Source organism: Flavobacterium sp. LHD-80 (assembly GCF_030929605.1).
Taxonomy (GTDB): Bacteria; Bacteroidota; Bacteroidia; order Flavobacteriales; family Flavobacteriaceae; genus Flavobacterium.
This window is the reverse complement of the sequence record NZ_JAVFVS010000005.1, coordinates 246,513-260,550: the sequence shown is the minus strand read 5'-3', so window position 1 is coordinate 260,550 and position 14,038 is coordinate 246,513. Positions and strand designations below refer to the sequence as shown.

General features: G+C 33.8%; 15 protein-coding genes. 5 read left to right on the top strand and 10 right to left on the bottom strand.

Going from position 1 to position 14,038, the window contains the following annotated elements; genetic code table 11:
• Nucleotides 1–18 precede the first annotated feature (18 nt).
• The 10 genes from RB619_RS09175 to RB619_RS09130 all read right to left on the bottom strand — a co-directional run bounded on the left by RB619_RS09175 (nt 19) and on the right by RB619_RS09130 (nt 10,288).
• Nucleotides 19–804, bottom strand: coding sequence for a type 1 glutamine amidotransferase domain-containing protein (locus RB619_RS09175; protein WP_308096620.1), 786 nt, complete (start codon nt 802–804; stop codon nt 19–21).
• A 55-nt stretch (nt 805–859) separates the two neighbouring features.
• Nucleotides 860–1,630 (bottom strand): antibiotic biosynthesis monooxygenase family protein, encoded by a 771-nt coding sequence (locus RB619_RS09170; protein WP_308096618.1) that lies wholly within the window; start codon nt 1,628–1,630, stop codon nt 860–862.
• Between the two features lie 291 nt (nt 1,631–1,921).
• Nucleotides 1,922–2,497, bottom strand: a complete 576-nt coding sequence (locus tag RB619_RS09165; RefSeq protein ID WP_308096616.1) for a Crp/Fnr family transcriptional regulator — start codon at nt 2,495–2,497, stop codon at nt 1,922–1,924.
• A gap of 43 nt (nt 2,498–2,540) precedes the next feature.
• A complete protein-coding gene (locus RB619_RS09160; protein WP_308096614.1) occupies nt 2,541–4,265 on the bottom strand; it encodes a hypothetical protein in 1,725 nt (574 codons plus the stop codon).
• A gap of 337 nt (nt 4,266–4,602) precedes the next feature.
• Nucleotides 4,603–5,319 carry a 6-phosphogluconolactonase gene (gene pgl, locus RB619_RS09155; RefSeq protein WP_308096612.1) on the bottom strand — a complete coding sequence of 239 codons (717 nt, stop codon included), beginning with the start codon at nt 5,317–5,319 and terminating at the stop codon, nt 4,603–4,605.
• The gene (zwf, locus tag RB619_RS09150; RefSeq protein WP_308096610.1) at nt 5,303–6,829 is read right to left on the bottom strand and encodes a glucose-6-phosphate dehydrogenase; all 1,527 of its coding nucleotides are present in this window, start codon (nt 6,827–6,829) and stop codon (nt 5,303–5,305) included. Before zwf ends, pgl begins: the two co-directional genes overlap by 17 nt.
• A gap of 26 nt (nt 6,830–6,855) precedes the next feature.
• Nucleotides 6,856–8,265, bottom strand: coding sequence for an NADP-dependent phosphogluconate dehydrogenase (gndA, locus tag RB619_RS09145; protein ID WP_308096608.1), 1,410 nt, complete (start codon nt 8,263–8,265; stop codon nt 6,856–6,858).
• 404 nt (nt 8,266–8,669) lie between these two features.
• On the bottom strand, nt 8,670–9,131 hold the full coding sequence (locus RB619_RS09140; protein WP_308096606.1) for a hypothetical protein: 462 nt from the start codon (nt 9,129–9,131) through the stop codon (nt 8,670–8,672).
• Nucleotides 9,132–9,142: 11 nt separating this feature from the next.
• Entirely contained in the window at nt 9,143–9,430 is a 288-nt protein-coding gene (locus RB619_RS09135) for a hypothetical protein (RefSeq protein WP_308096604.1), read from the bottom strand.
• Nucleotides 9,431–9,586: 156 nt separating this feature from the next.
• Nucleotides 9,587–10,288: a hypothetical protein gene (locus RB619_RS09130; protein ID WP_308096602.1), complete on the bottom strand. Its 702-nt coding sequence runs from the start codon at nt 10,286–10,288 to the stop codon at nt 9,587–9,589.
• Between the two features lie 131 nt (nt 10,289–10,419).
• Between RB619_RS09130 and RB619_RS09125 the strand changes: the two genes are divergently transcribed.
• The 5 genes from RB619_RS09125 (at nt 10,420) to RB619_RS09105 (ending at nt 13,989) form a co-directional block, all read left to right on the top strand.
• The gene (locus tag RB619_RS09125; RefSeq protein WP_308096599.1) at nt 10,420–10,740 is read left to right on the top strand and encodes a helix-turn-helix domain-containing protein; all 321 of its coding nucleotides are present in this window, start codon (nt 10,420–10,422) and stop codon (nt 10,738–10,740) included.
• A 152-nt stretch (nt 10,741–10,892) separates the two neighbouring features.
• On the top strand, nt 10,893–11,681 hold the full coding sequence (locus RB619_RS09120) for an SDR family oxidoreductase (RefSeq protein ID WP_308096597.1): 789 nt from the start codon (nt 10,893–10,895) through the stop codon (nt 11,679–11,681).
• Between the two features lie 227 nt (nt 11,682–11,908).
• Nucleotides 11,909–12,715 (top strand): phytanoyl-CoA dioxygenase family protein, encoded by an 807-nt coding sequence (locus RB619_RS09115; protein WP_308096596.1) that lies wholly within the window; start codon nt 11,909–11,911, stop codon nt 12,713–12,715.
• A gap of 154 nt (nt 12,716–12,869) precedes the next feature.
• Nucleotides 12,870–13,556: a CDP-alcohol phosphatidyltransferase family protein gene (locus RB619_RS09110; protein ID WP_308096595.1), complete on the top strand. Its 687-nt coding sequence runs from the start codon at nt 12,870–12,872 to the stop codon at nt 13,554–13,556.
• Between the two features lies 1 nt (nt 13,557).
• Nucleotides 13,558–13,989: a GtrA family protein gene (locus RB619_RS09105; protein ID WP_308096593.1), complete on the top strand. Its 432-nt coding sequence runs from the start codon at nt 13,558–13,560 to the stop codon at nt 13,987–13,989.
• Nucleotides 13,990–14,038: the final 49 nt, after the last annotated feature.

The window sequence follows — 14,038 nt, the reverse complement described above, 5'->3', positions numbered from 1 at the left end:
GTTAAATTTTTAGAATAATTATTTTTTCGCCAACCAGCTTTCTACTGCTTTTGAAAAATCAGCAACATCAATTGGGTGTCTGCTTGTAATAATATTGGCATCAACTACTACAGGTTCGTCAGAAACGATTCCGCCTGCGTTTTTAAGGTCAATTTGAATGTTCCAATATCCGGTTAATTTTCTGCCTTTAAGAATATCTGCAGAAGCTAAAACCACAGGAGCGTGACATATAGCAGCAATTAGTTTACCTGATTTATTGAAATCCTTAATGAATTTGATAACGTCTTTGTCATAACGAAGGTTGTCTGGATTCCAAGCACCACCCGGAATAAATACGGCGTCATAATCGCTTACTTTTATTTGGTCTGCAGTGCGGTCAAATTTAATCCACCCAACTGGCTGTAAATATTGAATTGCCATGATATGCGTTTTTGCCATTTCTGGAGTGCTTAAGCCATATCTTGCTGGAGCTGGATTAAATTTTGGAGCAATAATATCGACTTGAGCACCAAGTTCTCTAAAATACCAAACCGGTCCAGTTAATTCAATTTCTTCAAAACCATCTGCAGCAAGTACAGCAATTTTTTTGCCTTTTAATATCGTTTTATCTTTTACAGGAGTAAAAAAGAAATCTCTCAAAGCCTCATTTCCAGGTGCGTTTAATAACTGAGAAACGGGCATCACAGACACATGTGAAGGAGTTGCTAATTGATTCATTACGTTCAGTTCGTGATTAACTTGAGCTTCTGCACTTAATGCTGTGCCAACTAAACCGGCGGCGATAACTTGTTTTAAATTTTTCATGATTTCTAATTTTTAAAATATTTATAATTGTTTTTTATGAATGAAATTCTTTGGATTATTCTCTAGTTAAGGGTGCAAATTCAATCAGATTATGCAATCCGTTTTGAAAAGGCTGCGTTTTAATACTTGTTTCTAAATATTCGATGACTGGCTTAATTGGAGGGAAATTCAGATGATATTGAAAAGCGTCTTTGCTTCTGAATTTTTCATAGGTTACAAATTGTGTATCATCACCTTCAATTTCAGAAAGCTGATAGGTTACAACTCCAGGCTCACTGCGAAACTGTGGCATTGCAATATGATAGGTGTCTTTAAAGTTTTGCTGCGTTCCTTTTTTGGCATCAACAAAAAGCATTATAACAAGCTGATTGTCTTCTTTTTTAGAAGTTCTTCTCCATTGTTCCTTTGTTAATGGTTCAAGATCTTTTACATAATACGTTTTAGCAGGTTTTTGAAGTGATTTTTCAGCCAATGCTGCTAAGGATTTTACCTGCGTTTTTTTGCTGAATTTTTCTAATTCATTTTTGCTGTTCCATCTTTCAATCAGCCATAAAATATTCGGTTTTTTTTCTTCGTAAAAAGCTTCGGCCATGATATTTTCTTTTGAAGCAATTGCACTAAAAACATAATCTGAAAGTGTTTTTTGAAATTGAGTAACTTCTCCTTCTTTCACTTCGTACATGGTCATTTTTGAAATTGTTTCGTTCAAAATTTTTGTCTTTACAGTTATTGAATTTTGAGCTTTGGCTGTTACTGTCATAAGAACGAGCACATTTATCGAAGCGATAATTTTTTTATTAATGGATTTAAAAGCAGTTGTTTTCATGATTCTTATTTTTTTAATTATTGAATGTTTTCAGTTAAATAAATTCTAAGCGAAATAATTAGCTTTTCATCTGAGACAAATTTCCGTCAAGTTTAAAACCTGGCGGTTGATCGAACTCACTTTAAAACTGTGATTCAAATCACACTTTCAAAAAAGCTTGATTTAACATTGATTACGGAGCAAAAGTAGATTTACAGCTTCTTTAAAATCATTGACTTTGGTTAAGAATGATTTTTGCTGTTGAAATGAGGGTATAAAAAAAGCGCGATAAAAATCACGCTTGAGGTTTTGTTAATCTCGGCCAGTAGTTGAGTATAAACGGCTTAAAGTTTCTCGGCTAACGCCTAAATATTCGGCTATATATTTTTTGGGTATTTTTTGCATAATGCTTGGATAGAGATTTGCAAAATCTTCATATCGTTTCTTCGGATTATTGGAAAGAAGCGAAATAATTCGTCTTTGCTGCGCCGAATAACCGCTGGTCAATTTCATTCTGAAGAAATGCTCCATTTTATGAAGCTCCGAAGCTAATTGTTCCCGAGCAGAAAGTGAAAGCGATAAAATTAAAGCATCTTCCATACAAATGATATTAATATTCGACTCCGTTTGATTAAAAAAAGCATTGTAATCAGAGAGCCACCAATTTTCTAATGCAAATTGCAAAATATGTTCTTTTCCGTCTTTATCAATATAAAAAGCACGAAAAATGCCTTTTACAATCCAATATTCGGAAGTCACTTTGTCGCCATCCTGAAGCAGATATTGATGTTTTTTTACTTTTTTCTCTTTGAAGAATGTCTTGATATAATCAAATTCTTCATTTGTTAAGGGCGAAATTTCTTCAATATGTTTTCTCAGTTCTTCCATATGAAGTAAATTTAGCTAAACTTTTTGTATACATCAAATCACTTTAATCGGCAATTGTCGACGACGATTTAATTTTTGCATCGGCAAACTGCCAGGAATTATCAAAAGCAGTTTTTATTTTCAACGCTTCTTTTTCTTTTTTCTGTTGTTGCAAAGCATTATAAAGTCCAATTAATGCCCAGCCGTTTTTCGGCAAAGTTTCTAAATCTTGGAGATAAATTTTTTCAGCTTCTTTATATTTTCCAGATTTGATTAAAACCGCTCCTAAATAATGTCTTACAGAGAAAAACCAATCTGGCGGTTCATTGTAATTTAAGCGATCTTCAATTGCTACAGCTTTGTTTAACAGCACAATTGCTTTATCTAAGTTATTCTTTTTTGCTTCAATTCCAGCCAAAAGTACGTTTGATGCTATCTGAATGAGATCGAGCGTTGTATTGATATTCCAGATTGTTAGATCTTTTAAAGTTTTATTTGTAGATAATTCATTGAGTAAAGCAAGTTCTTTTTCGGCATTTTTTACCTCATTTTTTCCAAGAAATGCCATGCCTCGTGCGTAATGCCAAATAGCACTTGGATAAATAAGATCTTTATCTGGTTTTGGAAGTGCCATAACATTGTCCCACATCGAAAATTTTACAGCGATATAATACGGAATAGTATAATAATGTTGCAATGTTCCCCAGCCAGGTTCACGCATAATTTGAGTCGAAATATGTTCCTGAAGTTTTTGTGCCGATTTCCAAGCCAATCTAGAATCGCCTTCCAACGCCGCAGTTGCCGTTAAAAAATGATAATTATGTGGATAATAGGCGAGAGGATAAGCGCCTTGTGCATGACAAACAGTTGTATAAAGACTGTCAATTTTTATGGCTTCAATATTTGAAAGCGAGCCTTTATGGTAATCGCCAGTACGAATGTAAATATGAGATGGCATGTGTACCAAATGACCAGAACCCGGAACTAAAGTTTCTAATAATTTAGCACTTTTTAGCGCATTTTCAGGATGTGCAGAAGCTTCTTCGGCATGGACTAAAAAATGATGTGCACCAGGATGTTTCGGATTTTTTTTAATTAATTCATTTAAAACGCTTAATATCTGTGGCGCCCATTTTTTTGGTTTTTCGGTATCTTTTTCATACAAATCCCAAGGATGAAGATTCATAAGTGATTCGGCGTAAAGCGCACCAATATCAGGATCTGATGAAAATTTGATGTACACTTTTTTCATTGTGGCAGCATAAGCACTATCTAAAGGTTTTCGGTCGGTAGGCGGTTTTTCGGCGTATCGAAACGTGAGGGCATCAATTAGCGCAATTTCTTTTGGAGAACAGTTTGCCGAAAGTTTTTTGGCTTTTTGAACTGCATCATAAGCCCGCTGAAAATTATCCTCTTCCATTCCTCCATTATAATTTGGACCTAAAACATAAGCAAAACCCCAATATGCCATTGCACAATTGGGATCTAAGCGGGTTGCTTCATAAAACGATCTTGCTGCTTCGGCATGATTAAAACCATACGCCAGCATCATTCCTTGATTAAAGTATTCTTGAGCTTCTTGATTTTTAGTTGAAATTTTAAAATTTACGCCATCAAGACCTTTAAACTTTGGTGCTTTTTTATTTTCGGAATACCAATCTTTATCATTTGTTTTCGGCATGTAGCATCCTTGATTGGCACTGATTTTAGGGGATTCAGTTTCTGCATTTTTATTTTTATTGCAAGCAAAAAGAAGAAAAACAGCAATTATTATGTAATTATATTTCATCTCAAAAATGTATTTGCAGTTATATAATTCGTGTAAAAGCTTGGGGGAATAAAACTCGGATAAATAATCTATCAAATTGAATATGAGTCTCTTAGGTAAAAGTATAAAAAAAATAAATATGTTTTTGTAAATAATTTTTTTTCAATGTGATAAGTTATTTTTGCCGAGTTTTTTTCACGCAGATTTTGCATATTTAGGCCGATCTAAGCAGATTAAATTAATTAAAAATCTGCGTTTATCTGCTTAAATCTTTTTTAAAATCTGCGTGAAAAATTAAAGCAAAAAAAAGGTTTATACTTTTCAGCATAAACCTTTTATTATCAATATAAAATAATTTCTAATTCGTTCCGGCAGCAACTTTATCAACCAAAAACAATAATTCGCCAGAAACTGGTTTGATCAATTGCATTGGGTAAAGCGTTGGATTGTATTCTCCTGTAGTTACTTCTTTCAAAGCGTTAATTTTTTTTTCTCCAAAAGCAACAACAACAATCTTTTTAGCTTTATTGATTAATGGTGCAGTAAGTGTAATGCGGTGCATTTTTTGAGGCGCTAAATAATAAGCATCAACCCATTTGTTTTGTTCTTCTAAAACTGCTTCGCCAGGGAAAAGAGAAGCCGTGTGTCCGTCATCTCCCATTCCTAATAAGATTAGGTCAAATTTCCCTTCTTCACCAAGAACAGTTCTGATTGATTTTTCATATTCCACTGCATAATCTCCTGGAGTTACGCCATCTTTATACATTTCAAAGATGTTTTCCTGCGGAATAGGAACGTGGCTTAATAAAGTACTGTAAGACATTTTTGCATTGCTCAAATCATCATTAAGAGGCACCCATCTTTCGTCTCCCCAAAATATGAAAACTTTGCTCCAGTCTATTTTATTTTTGTAATCATCAGAAGCTAATAATTTGTAAATCCCAGCTGGTGAAGAACCTCCGGTAAGTACAGCGGTAAATTTGCCTTTTTCGGCAATTGCTTTTTGTGCTGCTTCTACAAATAGATTGGTAGCAGCCATATTAATTTCTTCTGTATTATTATAAATCTGTATCATCTAAAACTTCTTGTTTTGTTTGTGTATTCGGAATCCATTTGTGGCCTTGACGCGCTAATAATTCGTCTGCTTCTTCTGGTCCCCAGCTTCCTGCTTTGTAATTTGGGAAATTAGTTGGAGCAGTAGTTTTCCATACTTGCTGAATCGTATCAATAGCATCCCAGGCTTCTTCTACCTGATCCCAACGCATAAATAGTGTAGGGTCTCCTGCCAAAGCATCTGCTAATAAAGTTTCATAAGCTTCTGGCGACATCGTAGAGCATTCAAAATAATCAAATACCATTTCAGCTGGTCGCAGCGACATTGATAAACCAGGTTTCTTGGTCATAAACTGCAATTTGATATCCATAGACGGCTGAATGTTGATAATCAGTCGGTTTGGAGTCATTCCTCCTTTTCCATATGAAAATGAAGAATGTGGCACTGGTTTAAACTGAATAATAATAGAAGATTGTTTTTCTTCCATTCTTTTTCCAGAACGCAGATAGAACGGAATTCCCTGCCATCTCCAGTTATCCAGATAAATTTTCATTGCGACATAGGTTTCTGTATTAGAATCTGGCGCAATTCCTTTATCCTGACGATATCCTGGAACAGGAGTTCCTTTTATTTCACCTTCACCATATTGACCTCTAACAATGTAATGATCAACTTCATCAGGCTTGATACGGCGAATCGATTTTAAAACATCGGCTTTACGATTTCTAATATCATCTGCTGCTAATGAAGCTGGCGCTTCCATGGCCGTCATACATAGAATCTGAAACAAATGGTTTTGAATCATGTCTTTTAAAGCACCAACGCCTTCATAAAAACCGCCGCGTTCTTCAACTCCGACTTCCTCGGCTACGGTAATTTGGACAAAATCAATAAAATTACGGCTCCACAAAGGTTCAAACATCGAATTTCCAAAACGGAAAGCCAAAATATTTTGAACCGTTTCTTTTCCTAAATAATGGTCGATTCTGTAAATCTGTTCTTCTTTAAAAGTCTGCGAAAGCATTTCATTTAATGCAATTGCTGACGTTTTATCGTAACCAAAAGGCTTTTCAATAATAATACGGTCTTGTTTAGGATTAGCTGCAAGTCCGATTTTTTTGATATTGCTCGAAATCGTCGAGATAAAAGAAGGCGTAATCGAAAGATAGAAAAGACGATTGGCACGTTCTCCAAATGCCAGATCAAAATTGTTGATCTTTTCATTTAAACCTTGGTAGGATTCTTCTTTGTCAATATCAAGACTGTGATACGTTATGTGTGAAAGAAATTTTTGCGTCTCTGCATCAATCTCTTTTTTTCTTGAAAAGACATTTAGATTTTCTGCCACATAATTGCGAAAATCCTCATTTGTTTTTTCTGCTCTTCCAAGAGCAATAATCTGAAACTTCTCAGACATACGCCTGTCAAGATACAGATTTTGAAATGCGGGAAAGAGCTTTCTCTTTGCCAGATCTCCGGTTCCTCCAAAAATTACAATAATCGTTGGATTTATATTTTTATTTTTAGTCATTGTGTAGTTGTGTTGTTTTTATTTTGTTATTCAGGCCATTGCGTGTGGAAAACTCCTTCTTTGTCAATACGTTCGTAGGTATGTGCCCCGAAATAATCACGTTGCGCCTGAATTAAGTTTGTTGGAAGATTTGCAGATCTATAAGCATCAAAATAGGACAGCGAATTCATTAATCCTGATACAGGCAAACCTTTTTGAACAGCAAACTGAATAACAGCTCGCATTCCTGCTTGGTTTTCTGATAATTTTGAAGCGATTCCAGCATCTAAAAGCAAGTTTGGCAAATCTGTTTTTGCTACATACGCTTTTCTGAAATCTTCTAAAATTGTAGCACGAATAATACAGCCACCACGCCAGATTTTGGCAACAGTTTCTAAATTTAATCCGTAGTTGTATTCTTTTGAAGCCGTGTGAAGTTGTGCCAACCCTTGTGCATACGTCACAACGATAGAAAAATATAAAGCCGATTTTAATGCCGCAATTGCTTCGCTCGTATTTACATTTCCGTTATCAGCATTCCAAACTAAGTTTTTAGCAGCTTCAATTCTTTCTGGTTTGGTTTTAGACATATCGCGCATGTTAACTGCGGCGTCGATAGTTGGAACTGGAACTTGCAAATCCATTGCGTTTTGCGAAGTCCATTTTCCTGTACCTTTTGATCTTGCCCAATCAGATATTTTATTGATTAAAAGACTTCCGTCTTCATCTTGCTGTTTTAGGATTTTTCCAGTGATTTCAATTAGGTATGATTTCAAATCATGCGTCTGATTCCACTCTTCAAAAGTTTTCTGAATCGTGTTGTCATCAAGATTATAACCTCTTTTCATTAAGTCATAGATCTCAGAAATCAACTGCATAATTCCATATTCAATTCCGTTGTGAACCATTTTTACATAGTTTCCAGCAGAACCATTTCCAAGATATTCTACGCAAGGTTCACCGTCAACTTTTGCAGCAATTGCCTCAAAAATTGGACGAAGTCTTTCGTATGCTTTTTGATCACCGCCCGGCATCATTGCAGGACCAAAACGAGCTCCTTTTTCACCGCCAGAAATTCCCATTCCGAAGAAATGAATTCCTTTTTCTGATAATTCTAAAAATCTTCTATCAGTATCAGTAAAATAAGTGTTTCCACCGTCGATAATAATATCTCCTTTATCTAAATGAGGAAGTAAGCTTGCAATAGCACTGTCAACCGGTTTTCCGGCAGGAACTAATAGCATAATTGCTCTTGGTTGTTGAATAAGCTCAACGAAATGTTTTACATCTGTTGTTGCTTCAATTGTTTGGTTTTCGTCAGCTTCTTGTTGAAGAGAGTTGACTTTTTCAGTGTCTAAGTCTAAACCTGCAGCCGCAAAGTTATGGCTGGCGATATTTAAAAGTAAGTTACGGCCCATTACACCGAGTCCTACAATTCCAAAATCAAATTTGCTCATAGTTTTCAATTAACTAAATTATTAGAAGAATGTTTTTGCAGCAAAAAGTAGGAGAAAGGATGGTAATTCTTTTTCATTCAATGTTTTGCAGCAAAACAAAGTTTATTTTAATCTTACATTTTAAAATACAGAGCGCTAAGTTAGCGAAAAATGCTGAAAGATTAGGAGTAAAATAGTTCACTTTTGGGGTATATTGTGATACTTTTTAAGTGTATTTAATATACTTATTTCAAGAGGTGAGAATAGTAAAAGCAGAAAACAGCAGTATTTTTTAAGCTTGAAATGAAATAGCAATGCATCGTTGACAGAAGAGTTTTTGTCGGCGATGATGAAGTTTAGATTTGGTTGTATTATTCTGTGAGAGTTTAGAAATTTTTATCTGCAATGGCGCAGATCAATAATTATTATTTGATTTCCAATTTTACATTGAATTTACCATAGTAAGGATTGTCAGCCATTAAAGAATGTCCGATTATTAAAATATAATTTCCTTTTTGTTTAAGTGGCATTTTCAAATCCATTCCAAAAGGACCATCTGAAGTTTTATCGGGAAAAAGAATTTGGTTGAAACGAATGTTTCCTTTTCCGTCTGCTGGGAGAATTTCAGCTTTTAATTCGCCCAAATCGTCATTTTTAAATTTGATATATACTTTTGAATGTAGAGAATCTAAGCGACTTTCAGCTGTAAATGCATTTTCATCATCTTTAAAATTCATAAAGATAGTATCGCTTTCTTGTATGTTCTCTTGTTTCTTTTCCTCTTTAACAATAGGAGCTGAAGGGGCGAATGTAATGGCATTGTTTTTCTTTTGTTCACATGAAAAAAAGGAGAGGGATAATAGTAGCAGTATAAACAAATTTTTCATAACGATATTTTTTAGCTGATCATTTCAAAACTTCCAGGTTTTTCTTCATTTACGTCATATTCGCCAGCCAGATTTCCCTCTGAATCTTCTTCTTCCCAGTCGTTTTCGTCATATTCAGAATCAAAATCATATTCAAGATCCTCTTCCAGTTCACCAAGTTCTAGATTATAATGGTTGGAAGCTTTCAGTCTATTTGCGAAATCATCTTCAAAATTTCCATCATAATTTAATAGAAGTTGTTCTTCATACGAATTCATTTCACCTGCAAATTCTTCGAGCATATAATTTTCGTGTCTCATATTAATCAATTTAAATAGTTTACTAAATGAAATCTAATTCTGTTATTAGATTATCTTAAAAGTACTTCGTAAGACGATTAATTATTTTATATGATTTTCTTGGAAGATTGTCGAATTTTCACTCCCTCTAAGTTAGATATTTAAGCTGAATGATTTTTATTTTGTGGGTAAATTGTTTTGGTTGATAAGCAGTAATTTATTATGTACGGTTATCAATCCCAACATTGAGAAATTTAATGCAGATGGCATATGGTTTATTTCCGTTTGTTTTGCTTCAAATTCACTTTTGTCTTTGTAATTAGTTATGGCAACAATCAGGTTTTTATCTTGAAAAACTGGTAGTTTAGGAAAATCATTTTCGGCCATTTCACTTACCCAAAAAGAAATATCAGTAACATTGATGGTTTTTAGAAATGGAATGTACTCCGTATCAAATAACTTTATTGTCTTTTCAATTGTGTTATTGCAAATGTAAAAGTCAATAACCGTATAACATTTATCGGTTGGAAGATTTACATTTTTATATAATGGTTTTAGCAAATAAACATTATCAGAGTTTATCATCATTTCGTTTGCATCTTTTCCATGTTCTTTCCAAGTTGCACTATCACAATAAAAGTCATTTAAAAATTTCACTCTTGTTTGCATGTTTTTAAAACCACGAAACCAAACAAATCGGTCATTTGAAGCATCGATTTTGAATTCTCCCAAAGTGTAGCCCCCAAATTCGTGCATAGGCGCAACAAATTTTGAGTGAAAATAATGGCTGAATTCATCAGCTAAATTTGGCTTTAGCAAATAATTCCGAATTTCCAGCACACTAATATCTTCAGCGCTTTCTTGTCCAGTATATATCATATCGTTTTTATTTAAAATGTTTATACAAAGTAAATTAATTGATATCTTTATGGCAAGTAGATACAATTTTGTAATCTACATACAATAAGTATACTAATGTTGATTATCAATAATTTATAATTTAAAATATCATGAAAATAATTAAAACTGCATTTTGTCCGGTTGATTATGCGTTTCAGAGAATTGGCGGAAAATACAAAGGAAGAATCTTGTGGTATTTAAAAGATGGTATTATGAGATATGGCGAATTGAAAAGAATTGTAGAAGGAATAACGCCCAAAATGCTAACTCAAACTTTAAGAGAATTAGAATCTGATAAATTAATAATCAGAAAGGTTTATAAAGAAGTGCCACCTCGCGTAGAATATCGTCTTTCGGAAACTGGAAAAGAATTAGTGCCATTTATTAATCAAATGCGAATTTGGGGCGAAAAGCAAATGGGTTTGAGTTGATTGTGGAGTATCCGTTGACTCTTAGTTCTTTCAACTATAAAGTTTATAATAGTAATAATTTTGATAGAGAGATAAACAATATTAAAAGCAATCGATTTATAACGTTTAACGAATTACAATTAATCTTTATATTTGATTATTAAATTATTAAAATGAGCGAAAAAACCAAACCATATGCTTTAATAACTGGCGCCAGTAAAGGAATAGGAAAATCTATAGCTTATGAATTGGCTAAACAAGGTTATCCACTATTGCTTGTTGCAAGAAGTGCAGCCGAATTAAAAGCATTATCTGATGATCTTCAGGATAAATACGGCATCAATGCTTCTATTTTATCGATTGATCTTTCTACTAATGGTGCGTCACTAAAAGTAACCGATTGGATAAAAATGAATAACTATCCAGTTGGCGTTTTAGTGAACAATGCCGGTTATGGAGTGTGGGGCGATTTTAGTCAGTCTTCTTTAACCGATCAGCTTGGCATGATGCAACTTAATATGAATATAATTGTAGAGCTTTCACATTTATTAATACCCATACTTTCAAAAGAAAAACAAGCTTATATTTTAAATATATCGAGTACTGCTGCCTACCAAGCGGTACCTACATTAGCTATTTACTCTGCCACAAAGGCTTTTGTTTTATCATTTACGCGTGCCCTACGCTTTGAACTTGCCCAAACTTCAATTTCAGTAACTTGTTTTAGTCCAGGTCCGGTTGATACTGGTTTTGCTTCAAGAGCTGGTTTAGACGCTCTTAGCAAAATGGCTCAAAAGTTTAATATGCAACCTGATGAAGTTGCAAAAATTGCAGTAAAAGCCATGTTTAACAAAAAATCAGAAGTTATTCCGGGTTTTACCAATATCATTTCGGTTTATGCCAATCGTATACTACCAAAGGCATTCATTGAAAAAACGGCAGCTGGGATTTATAAAATTTAATTTTTTTCGAAAAAAAATAAAAAATATTTTTTGCAAAAGAGAAAATATATATTATGTTTGTATTAAATTCTACTAATCCTATAGAGTATGTCAAATAAAAGAAAAAATGAGTTTAATTTTCCTAAAGGTCAAATGCAGGCAAACATGCGAATGTGTTGTTGTTGCTGTTGCTAAACTTTTAGATAAAATTTCAAACTTATTATTTCATTTATTAAATACATATTATCATGGTATCTTCTTATAAAACATTTACCCTTACTGAGCAATTAACTAATGAGCAAATTGCTTTTTTTAACGAACATGGCTTCATTCATTTCAAAAAATTTATAAACCCAGAAACGGTTTCATCCATCATTGATGCCTCTAAACAAGTAGAGCAAAATTGGATTGAAAACGATCTTCAAAAAGTAAATGGTGTTCCTATTAAATACGGGAAAGATTTAGATGGTTCTCCTATTGTACAACGTTTTGCTTTTATCAATCAACATCATCAAGCTTTAAGCGGTCTTTTGCTTGATCCAAGATTTAATGGTTTATTGCCATTGGCTGGCGATGGCGCAAGATTGGGAACTGAAGAAAAAGACGGAATGGTTTTCAATCATTATATCAATGGACCAGAAAGCAAGTTTACTAAAATGGGCTGGCATACAGATGGTTTGAGAGATATTTTTTATGGTGGAAAATTAAATCCGATGCTAAATGTGGGGATTCACTTAAGCACTTTGCAACCTGAAAACGGCGGTCTTAAAATTATTCCTGGTACTCACAAGCAAAGTATTTATCAAATGCTTTTCCGTAAAAAATACTTTTTAGATCATCAAGCCGATCCAGAGGAAGTTTCCATCACTCCGGAAGCAGGAGATTTGACCATTCACGATGGACGTTTGTGGCACAGAGTTGCACAATCATCTATACGAGGCGAAGAGAGCAGAAGAAGGGTTATTTATATTCCGATTATAGCAGGAAAATACGCTCCTAAAAATGAGAACAGTCCAACGGTTTTCTATCAACGTTTTGCGGGTATTGTTAAATAGTTATGCTGATTATTATCGCATTTAGTTATCTGGTTAGATCAGGTAAACTAAAAAGTACCACAGATTTTTTTAAAAATACGCACAGAAAAGTAAAATTGAAAATTACAAAAGTAGAATTGAGTATAGTATCAGGCTTACAAATATTGCGTTATTAATGGAAAAGGAAACACAGATTGAGGATTATAGTGCAATTGCACAAAGAACATTTTCAGACCGTAAGCGAACTAATATTTTAAAAAAAGCAGAACAGTCAGCTATTGTATTTTTGCTTCCAAAGGTGCCTAAATTCATTTCGCCAAACTTGCTAACCTTAATTGGTACACTTGGTTCGGGATTCGTTTTTTTAGCTTTTGTTTTAGGTGCTTATTTCACAAACGGGTATTTACTTTTGGGAATTATTGGTTTGGGGATAAATTGGCTAGGCGATTCTTTAGATGGAAGATTGGCTTATTATAGAAATATTCCACGTCGTTGGTACGGCTTTGCATTAGATATTATTGCCGATTGGATTGGCATTGTACTTATAGGTTTTGGCTATTACATTTATGCTGAAAATAGCACACAAGTAATAGCCTTTGCTTTTGTTGCATTGTACGGTTGGTCAATCATCATCAGTCAGTTGCGCTACAAAATTACAAATGAATACAGTATCGATTCTGGCTTTGTTGGCCCAACCGAACTTCGATTTATTATTGCTTTAATTTTAATCATAGAAGTTTTGTTTCACGGATCGATTACCTATTTGGCCGGCTTAATCACTATTGTGTTGTTTATAATAAATACCATTGATAGCTTGAAACTTTTAAAGTTGGGCGATTTAAAAGATAAAACCCAAAATTGACATGTTCAAGAGAAAATCCGTTTTTACTTTTCTGCAAGCACAAGTTGCAGCGTTTTTAGGAGGCATTATAGATTATGGACTAATGATTTTGTTGACGGAAGTATTCAAATTGCATTTTGCCTTTTCTATTCTAATCTCTGGAACCGTTGGCGCAATTATCAATTTCAGCATCAATAGATTATGGGTATTTAAAAATCAATCTGGTTATAGCAACCACATCAATAATCAGCTTTTTAAATTTGCTTTGGTTGTACTGGGAAGTATTTCTTTAAAATCATTCGGCACGCTTATTTTTCAAAAAGTATTTCAAATTGATTACAGAATCGGAAGATTAATCACCGATAGTTTTGTTTCTTATGGATTTAATTATCCACTGATTAAATATTGGGTTTTTAGAACAAACGAAAAACAGAATGTAATCGAATCAAATTAAAATAATCCGTTTCGTGCAATTATTTTAACACATAGAAACATAGTTGTTA